This is a genomic window from Parabacteroides sp. Marseille-P3160, assembly GCF_900162725.1.
GTDB lineage: Bacteria > Bacteroidota > Bacteroidia > Bacteroidales > Tannerellaceae > Marseille-P3160.
Genome location: NZ_LT799418.1, coordinates 3,161,606 through 3,177,663, shown reverse-complemented (window position 1 = coordinate 3,177,663; position 16,058 = coordinate 3,161,606). Strand labels below are relative to the sequence as shown.

The window sequence follows — 16,058 nt, the reverse complement described above, 5'->3', positions numbered from 1 at the left end:
ACTATAGCCCTTTGCATACAAAAAAGACCGCAATGTGATTGGACACTCCGGCCTTTTAACTTGATAATTATGCAATTAACCCATAAAGCCTATCTTTGCATGAGTACCATCGCAAAAAGGTTTGTGTTTCGAACCGCCGCAACGGCAGAGATGTGGGTTTTCTTTTACGACAGACGTCCCGTCTGCAAGGATTAATTCGACTTTGCCTTCAACTGATAGTGGAGCATTCGGCAATACTCTGATTTTAAGTACTGAATCTTTCGTATCCATAATTTGATGACTTTAGTATGATTTCTATTAAACAAAACAAGGTCGGAAAGGTTCTCATGGGAAAAGAAAAACGGAGAACCCTTACGAATTCTCCGTTTTTGCGAGAGCGGAAGACGGGGCTCAAACCCGCGACCCTCAGCTTGGAAGGCTAATGCTCTATCAACTGAGCTACTTCCGCAATGATTCCCAATGTGGGCAGTGATGGATTCGAACCACCGAAGGCGAAAGCCAGCTGAGTTACAGTCAGCCCCATTTGGCCACTCTGGTAACTGCCCTTTTGCGAATTGCGATGCAAAGATACGATTAGTTTTCTAAATTGCAAGTGATGGCGGCCATTTTTATAGCTGTAATTGCGGCCTCATCCCCTTTATTACCATATTTTCCGCCGGCCCTGTCTTCGGCCTGTTGCATGTTATCGGTCGTTAACAGACCGAAGATAAACGGAATATCATACATCAGATTCAATTCGGTTATGCCTTGCGTTACGCCGGAACAGACATAGTCAAAATGAGGAGTATCTCCCCGGACTACGCTGCCTAAGGCGATCACTGCGTCCACGTCCCGGGTATCGGCCAGTTTTCTCGCTCCGAAAGTCAGTTCAAAACTTCCCGGAACCCGGACGATCTGTATGTTTTCCTTTTTTACTCCGTGTTTTTCCAGGGAATCACAGGCTCCTTTTAATAAATTCTCCGTGATATTGCGATTCCATTCGGAAACAACGATCCCGAATTTCATTTCGGATGCATCGGGTATGCTGTCAAAGTCGTATGCCGATAAATTGTGATATGCTGTTGCCATAATTCTTAAGTGGTTGAAAAATAAAAGGATGCCTTTTGACATCCTTTTATTGGATATGAATCTTTTGTGATTGCTTAATTTGCTGTATTGCTCCGGATCTCCGCACGGGAGATGTATTTGTCAATATCGCCGGCTTCCATTGAAGCACTGTATTTTTCCTTGATCGTCGTATAAGCCTTGATGGCTTCATTATATTGTTTCAGGCTTTCATAAGCGATACCCGCTTTCTTTAAATAGATGGGGCTGACGATGTCGTTGTCGGCTCTGGATGCCGCTTTCTTAAAATAGCTGATTCCTTCTTCGGTCTTTCCGCTGTTTACATAGCAATCTCCGATCAATCCTACGATGGCAGGGGAGATTGTCTTATCGTTTCCGCTGAATGATTTCAACAAGTCCTCCGCTTTATCTGTTTCTCCCAGGCGGAAATAGCAAATGCCTGCATAGGCTTTGGCCAGGTTGGCAGCATTCGTTCCCCTGTAAGAACTGATTATCTCCTCAAAACCGATATAATCCGCTCCGTTACCGTTCAATGCAAGTTTGAAAGAGTCTCTGGCAAAATATTGCTCGCCCTTAAACAAGGCAACTTCCGCCTTCTTGTTTTGCGGCAGGGCATAACCATAATGAAAAGCGAGATAAGCTCCTATAATGACAGCCACGGCAACGATTCCATAGAATATAGGTTTTTTGAATTTCTCAATAAATTGCTCTGATTTAGAAAGGATAACATCTACTTCTAATTCTTTGCCAGCACTTTTTTGTTTACTCGACATAGTTCGTTCTTCTTTATATTATTATTATTTTTAGCTGTATCTATGACTGTTCAATTTAAAGCGCAAAATTAGTTTTTTTACTGATATAAACGATAGTTTCCACCTTATATTTTTTAATTTTGTACGATTAATAATGCGTGGATGATACTGAATAAATTATCTGTTCTCAATTATAAGAATATTGTTCAGGCGGAATTGGCCTTTTCTTCCAAGATGAATTGTTTTTTCGGGAACAATGGAATGGGGAAAACCAATCTGCTGGATGCCATCTATTACCTTTCTTTTTGTAAGAGCCATGTCAATACGCCGGAAAGCCAGTTGATCCTGGAAGGGCAGGAACTTTGTGTTGTAGAGGGCATCTATGTCAACGGGGAACGGGGAGAGGATATCTTCTGTGCAATCCGCCGTGGGCAACGGAAGCAGTTCAAGCGGAACAAAAAAGAATACGAAAGGCTTTCGGAGCACATCGGACTGATACCGATAGTCATGATTTCGCCTACGGATTCGGAATTGATCCGGGGAGGAAGTGAAGAGAGGCGCCGTTTTCTGGATGTGATTATCTCACAGCAGGACAAATCTTATCTGCATGCCCTGATTCAGTATAATAAAGCGTTGATGCAGCGTAATGTCATGCTGAAAAACCAAAGCCGGGACGAAGCGCTGTATGAAGTCTTGGAAAGCCAACTGTTAAGGTACGCTCCCTTGGTCTATGAGAAAAGACGGCAACTGATCGATGAGCTGACTCCTATTTTCAACGAGCATTACCAGACGATCTGCCATTCGGCAGAGCGGGTCGCTTTGCGTTATCTTTCCCAACTCGAAGAGTCGGACTATGGACAAAGTCTGGCGGGCAACAGGGAAAGGGACCGGGTTCTCGGTTATACCTCCACCGGCATCCACAAGGACGAACTGGAGATGACTCTGAATGATCGCCTGATCCGTCGCGTCGGTTCGCAAGGGCAGAACAAGACTTATCTGATTGCATTAAAACTCGCCCAGTTTGCCTTTTTGTCGGCAAAAGGACAGACCCGCCCCATTCTCTTACTGGACGATATCTTCGATAAACTGGATGCCGAGCGTGTGGAGCAAATCATCAAATTAGTCAGTGAAGATCATTTCGGGCAGATCTTTATTACGGACACAAACCGGAAATACCTGGACCGGATTCTGAAAACAATCCCGCACGACTACACCTTGTTTAAGGTAGATAATGGCGCGGTATTACCGATGGAGGAGGAATTATGAGAAGGAAAAATACGCAAACCCTCGGGGAGGTTCTCCGCGATTTCTTTGAAGATAATACCGAATTATATGATAAAATACTGGAAATCCGTATCAAAAGGGCCTGGGGAGAACTCCTCGGCCCGATGATACTGGAATATACTACTCAAATTTATGTGAAAAACCATGTGTTGCACGTATCCCTTACTTCCTCCGCTTTGCGGAGCGAGCTCATGATGTGCAGGGAGCGGTTGGTGAAAAGCCTGAACGAGCACGTGCGCGCTACCGTTATCTACGACCTTCGCCTGCATTAAGCAGAGGAGCTTACTTCACTTTCGTTTTGGATCCCAATATCCGTCCTTAATCACTTCGACGGCCTTTTTTAAGGCCACATCATCTTTCAGGAAAATTGGATAGAATCCGTTATTGTCAAAGAAGTTGCGGATGATATACGCTTCCAGTTGTTGTTTCAGCAACTGGTAGGAGATCTGGATCAATCCCGGCCTTTTCTGGATTCCCTTTGTCTCCGCGAAATTCGCGAAATCTTCCACTAACGGTTGTTTGCTGAGATAAGCATACAATTCCTGATAGTTTTTGAACGAAGACAACTTAGCTCTTTCCCGGTCGGAATAGGTGAGGACATACTGGTAGATCACTCCGCTATTATGTGCATTGATATAATAAGAGGTAAAATGGCTTGTATCACGCGGGATGAACAGATCCGGCATAATTCCGCCGCCGCCATAGACAATCCGTCCGGTTGAAGTTTTGTACTGCAATGAATCGGCTATTTTAATGCTGTCCGCCGAGTCGAATTCCCCATGCATATAGCGGTTGTACAGATCCATGTCGTATTCCTCGACCTTACCCATTTCATACATTTTCTGAATACTGCGTCCCGAAGGTGTATAATAACGGGCAATTGTCAGGCGTAATTCCGAACCGTCTCCCAGTGGAATCGGAGTCTGTACCAACCCTTTCCCATAAGTACGGCGACCAATAATCAGTCCTCGGTCATTATCCTGAATGGCCCCGGCAAAGATTTCACTGGCCGAGCCCGACAATTCATCCACGAGAACAACCAGCGGAGCATCGATGCAAGTGCCCGTACCGTTCGAATAGACGTCGTTGCGCTTGAAGGCTTTGCCTTCCGTATAAACGATCAGTTTGCCGTCCGGTAGGAATTCGTTGATCATATTGATGGCGGCATCCATGTAACCGCCGCTATTTTGCCGCAGATCGACAATGAAGCCGGTACATTTCTGCTGTTTCAGCTTGGCGATAGCCGTGATGAATTCATTATAGGTCGTACGTGCGAATTTAGTTACCTTGATATAGCCGATTCCTTCGCTGACGCGATAAGAAACATCGACTGAATAATTGGGTACTTCCCCACGCGTTACATCGAATTGGATCAATTTGGGAGAAGACCCCCTTTGGACGCCCAGGCGTACGGTACTGTTTTTCTGTCCGCGTAATTTTTTGATCACCTCTTCCTGGTGGAACTTTTTCCCGGCATAAACGGTATCGTTGATCGTGATGATCCGGTCAAAAGGCAGCAGCCCCGCTTTTTCGGAGGGCCCTCCCGAAATGACGCTGATTACAATAATCGTATCGGACTGCATGTTAAACGATACTCCGATGCCGCTGAACGAACCTTCCAATTCATCGTGTACCTCTTCGGCGTATTTCGCAGGGATATAGGAGGAGTGCGGATCCAATTCGCTAAATATTTTGGGAATCGTCTCTTCGATCAGGTTCCCCATATTAACGGTGTCTACATACTGGCGGTCAATAATATCCAGGATTGTGCTGATCTTATTATTACCGGAGTAAATTTGTCGGAAGCCTTTGTTTAACAACAGATAGTGGTTTCCGATAAAAATACCCAATGCAAGGCTCAGGGCAATAATAACAGGTAACCAAATGGCTATTTTTTTGTTTTTATTCATTTTTACTCTTGGTGTGTATTGTTAATTTCTACAAAATCTACAACTATTCCGGCGCGTTTGAGTAACTCACATCCTTCGTCCGTATGATACTTCTCAGAATACACAACACGTACAATCCCAGCCTGAATGATCAATTTCGCACATTCGATGCAGGGAGAGGAGGTAATGTATATCGTTGCTCCTTTACTGCTGTTGGAGGAAGCGGCCACTTTCGTGATGGCATTGGCTTCCGCATGGAGTACATAAGGCTTCGTCTTGTTGTTTTCGTCTTCGCAGATATTCTCAAATCCGGAAGGAGTACCGTTGTACCCGTCCGAAATGATCCGCAAATCCTTGACGATCAAAGATCCGACTTTCCGCCGGATGCAATAGGAATTTTCCGCCCAGATAGCTGCCATTCGCAGGTATCGTTTGTCCACGTCCAATTGCTTATTTCTCTTTTCTGCCATACTAAAAACCTATTCTTACTTTTTAGCAGTAATTCGGGTGCAAAATTACATATTAATTAATGAATTGTATTTTTTTAATGCTTATTTTTTTATTCCGTTCCGGATGAGCAAAGCATCGATGGAAGGTTCTTTTCCGCGGAAACGGCGATAGAGCACATCCGGCTCTTCCGTACCCCCCTTGGAAAGGATCTGTTCCCGGAAACGGCGGGCGACTTCCTTATTGAAGATTCCGGCTTCCTTGAATGCGGCGAAAGCATCGGCATCTAATACCTCCGCCCATTTGTACCCGTAGTACCCGGCGGCATATCCTCCGGAGAAAATGTGGCCGAAACTTGTGCTCATCAAGGCTCCCGGGACGTCCGGAAGGATCGCGGCTGCTTTCCATGCCGCCTTTTCAAAAGCTTCCACATCCCCCTCGAAAGGCTTTGTGCGTGTATACCAGGCCATATCCAACAGTCCGAAACTTACCTGCCGGCAGCATAGGTAACCGGCGTTATAGTTGGAGGCGTTGACTAACTTCTGTACCAATTCCGTAGGGATCTTTTCCCCGGTTTCGTAATGTATGGCGATCCGGTCGAGGAATTCCTTTTCAGCCAGCCAGTTTTCCATGATCTGCGAAGGAAGCTCTACAAAGTCCTGGTCGACATTGGTTCCCGAAAGGCTGGCGTAAGTGCCCTTCGCCAGCATTCCATGGAGTGCATGCCCGAACTCATGCAGGAAGGTCTCCGCCTCGTCGTAGGTGAGGAGGGAGGGCTTCGCTCCGGTCGGGCGCGTGAAGTTCATTACAATAATGATCTGCGGGCGGCTGTCTTCACCTTTTTCCGTTTTATATTGAGGTTTCACTCCGTTCATCCAGGCGCCGGACTGTTTTCCGTCGCGCGGGAAAAAGTCCGTGTAAAGGATGGAGAGAAATTTTCCGTCGGCATCGTAAACCTCGTAAGTCTGCACTTCGGGGTGATAGACCGGAATCTTTTTATTTTCCTTGAACGTAATCCCGTAGAGTTCGGTCGCCAGTCCGAAGACTCCCTTCTTTACATTTTCCAGGGAGAAGTAAGGGCGTGTCATTTCGTCGTCCACCTGAAAACGCAGGGCTTTCAGCTTCTCCGCATAATAATTCCAGTCCCAGGGCATAAGTCGGAAGTCGGTTTGTTCTGTTCCGATTGCAAAGCCTTCGAGCATATGGCATTCGTTGATGGCGACCGGTTTATAGGCGTCGAGCAGTTGGTTCAGCAGGCGGTAGACATTATCGGAGTTTTTAGCCATCTTGTCCTTCAGTTCGTAAGAGGCATAGTCCTTGTAGCCGAGCAATTGGGCAATGGCGAGCCGTGTGTTGGCGATCTGCCTGACATTTTCCTTGTTGTCGAACTCGTCCCCCTTGTTGCCGACGCTCATGTAGTCTTTATATAGTTTCTCTCGCAAGGTGCGGTTTTCCGCATATTTCATAAACGGTACATAACTGGGAGCGGAGAGGTCGAAAAGCCAACCTTCTTTCCCTTTTTCTTTGGCGCGCTGCCGGGCTGCTTCGCAGAAACTTTCGGGCAGGCCGGTCAGCTCTTTTTCGTCGGTAAGGAGCAGTTCGTAACGGTTTTTATCTTTCAAGGCATTCTGGTCGAAAGTCAAAGTCAGCCGGCTCAGTTCGGTGCTTAACCGGCGGTAGGTTTCCTTGTCCGCCGGGCTCAGGTTGGCCCCTCGGTCGGCGAAGGCCTCGAATGTCTTTTTCAAAAGGCGGGCGTCTTCGACGTCCAGGTTTAGCGATTCCCGTTGGTCATAGACCGCTTTCACACGGGCAAACAGTTTTTCATTAAGATAAATATTGTTGCTGCTTTCTGATAATTTGGGGCTGACCCGTTGTGAGATCTCCATCAATTCATTGTTTGCCTCGGCGCCCAGGACGTTGAAGAAGGCGGAGGCTACCCTGTCCAGTAATTTTCCGCTTCGTTCCAGCGTGACGACGGTATTCTGAAATGTGGGCGGTTGCGGATTGTCTGCAATGGCTCTTACTTCCTTTTCCAACTGCTGGATGCCTTCAGCAAAGGCGGGTTCGTAATGGTTGTTTTTTATTTGATCGAAAGGAAGTGTTTCAAACGGGGTGTTGAATTTCTTTAAAAGTGGATTAGCGGCTGTTACTGTCATAGTTCCTATTATTGCTAAAACGAAAAGTATAAAAATTTGTCGTTTCATGTTTTTTTTAAGCAAATGTAATAAATATTTATGGAGGACAGAATTTGTTGCATGACAAACTCTGTCCCGCTCTATAAAATAAATATGTTCTATGGAAACAGAGCGCTTCCTTCTTAAAATTTTAAGAACATTTTTAATGTATTGATATGGGTTATATATGTTAGTGTTTTTACGCTACAAACAATTGAAAAAATGATAGTATTGAATAAGCGCAGGAAGATTCACTATTTATCGTCATTATTATATCTGTCCGGGGGATTGCTGCAAGGAAAAATGTGATCTCTGCGTTGCCTTTTGAGTTCTCCGACGTACTGGCTTTGTTTTTTTTGCACTGGCACTTTAATTTTTACTGGCCATTCGAAGATCTTTCCCCGGCCGTCAAAAGATCTTCGAATGACCGTCAAAAGATCTTTTGACGGCCGGGGGAAGTCGGATTGTTGCTACCTGTAAAGAAAAAAGGTGCTGCCGCAGCAATGTTTTGCCTATGCCTTGGCATGAAAAAGAATATGTATAGAATAAATTTGTTTTATAGAAACAAGGCGTTTCCTTCTGAACTTTTCTAAGAGCCTTGCTTTTGAACCCGTTGGTTAAAAATATAAAATCATCTCAATTTAGTATTCGTATGTAAGATTTGTCGGACTGTCCCCGGATACATAAATCTTATGGTCTTCCGGCATCGCGACACCATTTTTGACTTTTATTATTCTCACGATATTACTGTCGTTCAATGCGAAAGGAACCTCTGTAAACGTCTGGTCTTCGGTGGAAGCCTTGAACCTGTCCCATCCGCTGCCTCCTATCCCGTATTTCGTGTCCAGCATCTTATCATTCCAGTCATTCTCCTCAAATCCCCAAGGGAAAAGCGTGCATACTTCAAAACAGTCGCCCTTCTGTTGTGGCTCGAAGCCTTTTAAAGTGACTTTTATATATTTTTTCTGCGGCACATAACAATTCACATCGTACACTGTGTCCCGCTTAAGTCTCATAGAGGCTGTTATTTCCGGTGCTACATCTGCGGCTGTGGTCGTGGGAGGATCCGTTGATGCATCGATATGTGAGATCATATCTTTTGGAAGTATATACAATTCCGGATCCAATCTTTCCAGATTGATGTTCATTTCAAACGTCCTGTATGATTCATCTTGAAGAAGCTCGTCGTCTTTGAGGTGGAAACGCATGTCGTAGAATCCGTCTTTGTCCGATTCCGTTACGGCTTTCTTTCTTGTGAGGATGTAATGAATTCCGGTGGTTTTCTTATAATTAACTTCGAAATTTATACCGGGAAGAGGTTGGTTTTCTGAAGTCAAGATTCTCCCCATGATAACCGTACAACCAGAGGTGCAAGTTGTCCGGGTATCGTCCTCCTCTTTTACGCAACTTACAAAGCTAATTATGCAGAGGAGTAACAAGAGTGTTGCGAATAAATGTTTCCTTTCCATAAGGACGAAATATGTTTTTATGGCTTGCATTTGCCGTTGATTTAATTCAATAGTAAATTGTCATTCCAAGTTGTCAAAAATACAAAAATATACGGTTTATTTATCGTAATTTATTCATGAAAATCGAAAGTCGGATTAATCGATTCCGTTTTAGTGCCTGTCTGAAATTTTTCTCTTCATGTGACTTGTCCCTTTTGTCATTGGGATAATTGATCTGTGTTTTTATGATTTTCTTTTGTTTGTGGTATTAATATTAATACCCTTGTACTGTGTTAATCAAATGAACGTTGATAGAATGAAGTATTCGGAACTTGAGAAGAAGATCTCAAAGGCTGGTTGTTACTTCCTGCGACAGAGAAAGAAACACCCCATTTGATTTAGTCCAATAACGGGAAGAGAATTCCTTCTAAGCAATCATAAAAGTGAGGAGGTAAAATTGGGAACATTAAAAAGTATTACTAAAGATTCGGGGGTTAAATTATAACTTTTGAGTTTAAAAGAAAGGAAATAGAATATGACAATTAGAGCAGTTATTGAAAGGGGAGATGACGGTACTTATGGTGTTTATATTGATTTAGACGAGAACAGATTGGGCTACGGTATCATAGGAGACGGCAAAACAGTCAATGAAGCCATTGAAGACTTTTACAATTCCTATAGGGAAATGGAAGCCTTGTACAAGGATGAGAACAAGCCATTTCAAGAGATGACGTTCGAGTTTAAATATGACGTGGCATCTTTTTTGGCATTTTATTCCAAGAAGTTCACATTAGCCGGATTAGAAACAATCACAGGCGTCAGTCAAGGTTAATTAAGTCACTATGTTACGGGGCGAAAGAAACCAAGTGCAAAGACTATACAAAAAATTGAAAAATCATTGCATGACTTTGCCTCAGAGATAAGTCAAGTGCAGTTCATTTGATTAATACACTTTTGAACGCTTGACGCCCTGATATTACTTTGGTGATATCAGGGTCTTTTCTTTTTGAGTTTGTGTTTGCAAAGCGATATAATAAGCATTAGGAAAATAAGTGGTTCCCATGTGAAAAGTTATACCAATAGCCATTTCCATACTGGAATCACCCGGATAGTCATTCCCTCTTCCATAAATCGATCCTCTTCATCGTTGGTCATGATGGTCATATGTTTTTTACATTATGCGTAGTGTTTTACCACTAAAATTTGAAGTTTAACAGCGGCTTGTGTTAAAATATATGGATCTGATTCATATAAATTTATATTATTAAAAACAACGATGAAGAAATCACATATTTAAACACGACCAAAACAGAGATAGCCTATGGAAAGATGAAGATACCGAGTATAAAAAACCGAAGAAATAATCATATTTTTATTTATGCCGTAAAGAGAAACTGAGTATCCCTTTCCCTTTTTCATAGTAGGTCGGTTTGTTTATATTTACTTATTTTTATTTACTTTTGTACGGATAGTCTAAAGGTGGGAGAGGATATAGGCTCTTGAATAGATTTAAATTATTAAGCGGACGTATCTTCATGGATAAAGAAGAGACAACAATGGAATCTGATAAATCATTATGGTACCGTTTTCTGTCTGGAGACGACGACGCCTATACTACTATTTATGAGATGAATATACAATCAATGTATGGATATGGCATGCATTATACTTCAGATTGCGAACTTTTGAAAGATTGCATCCATGATGTGTTTACTTCCTTATTTCAGAATCGGAGGAATCTTCAGCCTGTAAAAAATATAAAAATTTACCTGTTTGTCTCTTTAAAAAACAGATTGTTTAATGCCTATAAGCAAATGCGGGATTATGTTACTCTTGAGAATGACGAATTGAATTTTTCCGTGGAACTTTCAGCTGAAGAAATATTACTTAAAAATGAAGAATATCATCTTATCCGGGAAAAAGTCAATCAAATGTTAAATTCCCTGACATCGAAACAAAAGGAAGTTATTTATTATCGATTCAAAGAAAATCTTTCCTACGATGAGATTAGTGAATTAATGAATATGAACCCTCAATCCGTTCAAAACCTTCTCCAGCGTACCTTAAAAAAACTACGATCCACTTTTCCTCCTTCTTTATTCCTATATGTTCTCCTTCTGTGTCTTTTAAAATAGTCTTATTTAATATTTTTATTAATCTACTTTTTCTTAAAAATATTTTTCTTTTTATTGAGTATAAATTATATCGTACGTTGTCCTTTTATAAATGATGATTTTGTTATCTCGTTAGGGAAAGGAATGTATAAATGACTAATAAATATATAGATTATAAATTTGAAGATTTATTGCAAGATGATTTTTTTGTCCAATCATGGCTGAACCCAACCCCTCAGACGGAGCTTTTTTGGGCACGGTTAAGAAGCGAACATCTTATTAAAGAAAAAGAGTACCGGAAAGCGCTGTTCTTAATTAAATCATTCCATATTACAAATCAATCGATTCCCCTTTCGGAGCAGCTCGCTTTGTGGGAGAAAATAGGCAAAACGAATGCTCAATGGCAGAAAAAAAGGTACCGTTTATTTATAATAAGGACTGCCGCTTGTTTTATTTTGCTTCTAGGTCTTTCTATGAGTGTCCTTTATTTAACAAGGCCATCGGAGAGAGACAATATTTCTCTGGTTGCACAGAAGATTAAACCTATATATAATGAAACGGATAATATTCAATTATATTTTAGCAATGAAAGGAAGGTCGATATTGATAAACAGGCCCCGTCAATAGAATATACGGCTAATGGCATGCTTAAAATAAATCGCCAGATAGTTGATAAAGAGCAACAAGCTGAAACTTCAAGAGGAGAAACTAAGGGTTCGCTTATCTATAATCAATTAATCGTCCCTAAAGGGAAACGTTCGACTCTCATTTTAGAGGATAGTACCAAACTTTGGATAAATTCGGGAACCCGTGTTGTATATCCGGTTAAATTTCCTTCAAACAAGCGTGAAATATACGTAGACGGAGAGGTTTACATCGATGTAATGCCTGATAAAGAATGTCCTTTTTTTGTAAAGACGAATCATTTGAACATTAAAGTTTTAGGAACAGCATTTAATGTAACGGCTTATGAAGAGGATTTGACACATCTCGTTGTTTTGGTCCGGGGTAGTGTGGTGGTGGATATGGATAATGAGCAATCCGAAAAATTGACACCCAATAAAATGCTCTCCTATACAATGGGGAAAAAGGAAATAAAAGATGTAAATGTAAAAGATTATATTTTATGGAAAGAAGGCTTATACAGCTATCATAGTGAAAAGTTAAGCACTATTCTAAACCGCCTGTCCCGCTATTATGGAAAAGAAATAGACTACGATCCCCGGGCCGGCTCATTAAAATGTTCCGGGAAGTTGGATATGCTTGAAAATTTAGAGATTGTCCTCGACGGATTATCCAAGACCGTACCGATACAAATCCGCAAGCAAAATGATATTTATGAAATTACCTATAAAGAATAAATAAGTTAAATATTAATCATCAAAAATAGTTTGCCTATGATATAAATAAAAAACCAACCTCAAAATTTAAAAAGCCAGATAATCACGTCACGATTATCTGGCCTAATTCAAAGACTAATTATCGTATTATTAATCCTTAATCGTACAAAGATATGCAAAATATCAAAAGTTTAGACAAACTCATCAGAGTTATGAAGCAAATCTTTTTATGTCTAATTCTTGGGCTTCATGTTTGTGTAGCAAATAATTTATATTCTCAGGCAACGCTATTGTCATTAAATATAAAAGATAAGACAGTAAAAGAGGTATTTGATGAGATAGAGAAGAAAAGCGAATATGTTTTTTTCTATTATGATGATATCATAGAATCAAATCGTTTAGTGAAATTAGATGTTAAAAATGCGACCATCAATAAAATTTTAGATCAGTTATTTGAAGGTACGAATAATTCTTATGTAATAAGAGACCGGCAGATTTTTATTTCTCTCTCCAAAAAAGCTCGCACTATCGGTATCGGCCCCAATCCCATCTCTGCACAACAAAAAAGATTTTTACAAGGCAAGGTAACGGACGAGCAAAATGAACCTTTACCCGGAGCGGGTATTACCGTAAAGGGAAGTACACGGGGGGTAACAACCGACTTGGACGGTTCGTTTGAGATAGAAGTTTCTCCTGAGGAAACGCTTCTCTTTACCTATTTGGGAATGCAAGATCAGGAAATAAAAGTGGGTAACCAGAGAACAATTATAGTAAAATTGATTCAGAAAATCGATGAATTGGAAGAAGTCACGGTTGTTGCTTTTGGTAAGCAGAAGAAATCCAGTGTGATCGGTTCGATCTCTACCATTACGGCTGATGAATTGAAAATGCCTGTAGCTAAATTAAGTACCAGTTTGGCAGGTCAGTTAGCCGGGGTTGTTGTCATGCAGCGTACCGGCGAGCCGGGTGCCGGTGCGGATTTCTGGATACGCGGTGTCAGTTCGTTCGGAGCAAATACAACTCCGCTAATCTTAGTTGACGGTATTGAGCGTTCCATGGATCTGGTCGACCCGGAAGATATTGCCTCTTTTTCCATTTTAAAAGATGCAACGGCCACAGCTCTATATGGGGTAAGGGGGGCCAATGGAATTGTCTTAATAACGACCAAGCGTGGGAAAGAAGCTCCTCCGACGATTAACGCACGTGTAGAATACGGCGTTTCCAGTCCGATTCGTATGGCTGAACTCGCAGATGCCGGACAATGGATTGATTATTATAATGATATTTCATTAGCTGCCGGTGGCAATTTAGCTTTCCAGCCAATGACAAAAAATAAATATCTGACGGGTTATGATCCGGATTTTTATCCTGTAGTGGATTGGATGGATATGATTTTTAAGAATTCGTCTAATAACGTCCGTGCAAATGTTAATGTAACCGGTGGCGGTCAACGAGTTCGTTATTATGTTGGAGGGTCATATTATAACGAGGGAGGCGTGTTTAATCCTGCGGACAATCTCCGTTTCGATCCGCAGGTAAAATATCAGAAATTTAATTTCCGGGCAAATGTAGATATAGATATTACAAGTTCAACAGAATTAGGAATTTCAATGTCTAATCAATATGAAGTAAAAAGGCGTTTAGGGGTAGATATGGCTACGATGTACGCAAACGCAGTACGTGTTCCTCCAACAGCAGTAGTCCCGATTTATTCCGATGGCACACTTTCGAGGCCGGATGTGGGGACTAATCCCTATTTGGATTTGAATTATACTGGTTTCTCACAAGACTTCTGGAATAATGCACAATCTTTAGTCAGTTTGACCCAAGACTTCTCAAAAATAATCACTCCGGGATTGAAAGCGAATGTTAAGTTTTCCTGGGATGCCCGTAATGAATCAACGGAAGACAAGCGTATGTCCCCTTCGACATATATCGCTATAGGACGTGATGAAAACGGTATTCTGATATTCCAAAAAAACAGGGACGGTAACGACTACATGAACCTGGCAGTATCTAACCGTGGCAGCTATTCGATGAATTTGGAAGCATCTACTACTTATGAAAGGCTTTTTGCGGAGAAACACCGTGTCAGTGGTTTGTTTTTATTCACTATGCGTGAATATAAGGATAATTTTCCCGGAAGTGATTATATCAAGTCTTTTCCGGAAAAGAATATAGGTGTTGCCGGCCGTGCTACTTATTCATTCATGGATAAGTATTTCACTGAATTTAATTTTGGTTACAATGGCTCTGAAAACTTCGCTCCGGACAAACAATTCGGTTTCTTTCCATCCGTTGCTATCGGTTATATGATTAGTAACGAAGAATATTGGAAACCTATAATACATGTTGTCAATCTTTTAAAAATTAAAGGTTCTTATGGAGAGATTGGTAATGATAAGATTGGGGGAGACCGTCGTTTTGCCTTTAACTCCGAAATGAACACAAATACAGGAGGATATAATTTCGGACGTGATCAAATCAAATGGTATGTAGGCATAGCGACCGGACATCCGGGTAACCCGAATGTTTCCTGGGAAACAGCCAAAAAAGCCGATGTAGGCTTGGAACTGGGATTATTCGACCAATTCAAGATGAATCTGGACTATTTCTATGAAAAGCGCGAAGGCATTTATATCCAACAACAAAGTATTCCTTCCGTTGTGGGTATCAACGTAACACAATATGTCAACCTGGGACGTATGAAGAACCAAGGCATTGACATGTCGTTGGAATATGAAAAGCGGATTGATAAAGATTGGTATATATCTGCGCGTGGAAATTTCACATTCAACCGTAATAAGCGTTTGTATGATGATGCTCCAACTCCTGTTTGGCCCTATCGTAGCTCGGCCAGTTTCCCGCAAGGACAACTTCGTGGACTGATAGCAATGGGGTTGTTCGAATCAGAGGAAGATTTAGCTAATAGTCCTCAACAGACATTCGGTGAAACGCGCATCGGTGATATTAAATACCGTGACATAAACAGTGATGGCATCATTGATGATAATGACGAGGTTGCAATCGGCTACACAACTATTCCGGAAATCAATTATGGTTTTGGTGTCAGTTCACGATGGAAAAACTTTGATGCGTCCGTATTCTTTCAAGGAGTGGATCATGTAACCCGCGTAATCGGAGGTAGTAATTTATATGGTGAAAGCGGATCTATCCTGTATTATGGTCAGATATATAAAGATGTTGCCGAAAACCGCTGGAAAGAATTTACCCGTGATCCGGATGCCGAGTATCCCCGTATGTCTATGGTGTCTAATGCTAATAATTCCCGTTCTTCCACTTTTTGGTTGCGTGATATGAGTTTTTTACGCCTTAAAAATGCAGAAATCGGTTATTCCTTACCCAAAAATCTGATTAAAAAGACAGGTCTATCAACCCTTCGTTTTTATGTTCAAGGAGTTAATTTATTAACTTTTAGCGGATTTAAATTGTGGGATCCTGAACTGGATACAAACTATGGGAATGTATATCCTCAAATGCGCAATATAATATTGGGTATGAATCTTAATTTTTAAAAGTAAAAG

Annotated in this window: 13 protein-coding genes and 2 tRNA genes; 6 read left to right on the top strand and 9 right to left on the bottom strand. The window is 41.5% G+C overall.

The window, feature by feature from the left end:
- Window positions 1-75: 75 nt before the first annotated feature.
- From BQ8014_RS12680 to BQ8014_RS12660, 5 genes are all read right to left on the bottom strand, one after another.
- Window positions 76-270, bottom strand: coding sequence for a CDGSH iron-sulfur domain-containing protein (locus BQ8014_RS12680; RefSeq protein ID WP_080904668.1), 195 nt, complete (start codon window positions 268-270; stop codon window positions 76-78).
- 105 nt (window positions 271-375) lie between these two features.
- Window positions 376-448: transfer RNA gene (locus BQ8014_RS12675), tRNA-Gly, on the bottom strand.
- A 14-nt stretch (window positions 449-462) separates the two neighbouring features.
- A tRNA-Tyr gene (locus BQ8014_RS12670) sits at window positions 463-545 on the bottom strand.
- 28 nt (window positions 546-573) lie between these two features.
- Window positions 574-1,068 (bottom strand): 6,7-dimethyl-8-ribityllumazine synthase, encoded by a 495-nt coding sequence (gene ribH / locus BQ8014_RS12665; protein ID WP_080904667.1) that lies wholly within the window; start codon window positions 1,066-1,068, stop codon window positions 574-576.
- A gap of 74 nt (window positions 1,069-1,142) precedes the next feature.
- Window positions 1,143-1,838: a tetratricopeptide repeat protein gene (locus BQ8014_RS12660; protein ID WP_080904666.1), complete on the bottom strand. Its 696-nt coding sequence runs from the start codon at window positions 1,836-1,838 to the stop codon at window positions 1,143-1,145.
- A gap of 141 nt (window positions 1,839-1,979) precedes the next feature.
- Between BQ8014_RS12660 and BQ8014_RS12655 the strand changes: the two genes are divergently transcribed.
- Both BQ8014_RS12655 and BQ8014_RS12650 read left to right on the top strand, forming a co-directional pair.
- Window positions 1,980-3,083: a DNA replication/repair protein RecF gene (locus BQ8014_RS12655; RefSeq protein WP_080904665.1), complete on the top strand. Its 1,104-nt coding sequence runs from the start codon at window positions 1,980-1,982 to the stop codon at window positions 3,081-3,083.
- Entirely contained in the window at window positions 3,080-3,373 is a 294-nt protein-coding gene (locus BQ8014_RS12650; protein WP_080904664.1) for a DciA family protein, read from the top strand. The genes BQ8014_RS12655 and BQ8014_RS12650 overlap by 4 nt, the downstream gene beginning before the upstream one ends.
- Before the next feature lie 15 nt (window positions 3,374-3,388).
- On the opposite strand, the gene BQ8014_RS12645 is transcribed toward BQ8014_RS12650, so the two are convergent.
- The 4 genes from BQ8014_RS12645 to BQ8014_RS12630 all read right to left on the bottom strand — a co-directional run bounded on the left by BQ8014_RS12645 (window position 3,389) and on the right by BQ8014_RS12630 (window position 9,080).
- A complete protein-coding gene (locus BQ8014_RS12645) occupies window positions 3,389-5,011 on the bottom strand; it encodes a S41 family peptidase (protein WP_080904663.1) in 1,623 nt (540 codons plus the stop codon).
- Between the two features lie 2 nt (window positions 5,012-5,013).
- Window positions 5,014-5,460: a deoxycytidylate deaminase gene (locus tag BQ8014_RS12640; RefSeq protein ID WP_080904662.1), complete on the bottom strand. Its 447-nt coding sequence runs from the start codon at window positions 5,458-5,460 to the stop codon at window positions 5,014-5,016.
- An 81-nt stretch (window positions 5,461-5,541) separates the two neighbouring features.
- A complete protein-coding gene (locus tag BQ8014_RS12635; protein WP_080904661.1) occupies window positions 5,542-7,593 on the bottom strand; it encodes a M3 family metallopeptidase in 2,052 nt (683 codons plus the stop codon).
- A gap of 659 nt (window positions 7,594-8,252) precedes the next feature.
- Window positions 8,253-9,080, bottom strand: a complete 828-nt coding sequence (locus BQ8014_RS12630) for a hypothetical protein (protein WP_139785125.1) — start codon at window positions 9,078-9,080, stop codon at window positions 8,253-8,255.
- A gap of 514 nt (window positions 9,081-9,594) precedes the next feature.
- Here BQ8014_RS12630 and BQ8014_RS12620 point away from each other — a divergent pair.
- The 4 genes from BQ8014_RS12620 (at window position 9,595) to BQ8014_RS12605 (ending at window position 16,049) form a co-directional block, all read left to right on the top strand.
- Window positions 9,595-9,891, top strand: a complete 297-nt coding sequence (locus tag BQ8014_RS12620; RefSeq protein WP_234998041.1) for a type II toxin-antitoxin system HicB family antitoxin — start codon at window positions 9,595-9,597, stop codon at window positions 9,889-9,891.
- A gap of 667 nt (window positions 9,892-10,558) precedes the next feature.
- Complete coding sequence (locus BQ8014_RS12615) at window positions 10,559-11,194, top strand: RNA polymerase sigma factor (protein ID WP_234998040.1); 636 nt, start codon at window positions 10,559-10,561, stop codon at window positions 11,192-11,194.
- A 131-nt stretch (window positions 11,195-11,325) separates the two neighbouring features.
- Window positions 11,326-12,534, top strand: a complete 1,209-nt coding sequence (locus BQ8014_RS12610) for a FecR family protein (protein ID WP_080904658.1) — start codon at window positions 11,326-11,328, stop codon at window positions 12,532-12,534.
- A gap of 191 nt (window positions 12,535-12,725) precedes the next feature.
- The gene (locus tag BQ8014_RS12605) at window positions 12,726-16,049 is read left to right on the top strand and encodes a TonB-dependent receptor (protein ID WP_234998039.1); all 3,324 of its coding nucleotides are present in this window, start codon (window positions 12,726-12,728) and stop codon (window positions 16,047-16,049) included.
- The last annotated feature ends 9 nt before the right edge of the window (window positions 16,050-16,058 follow it).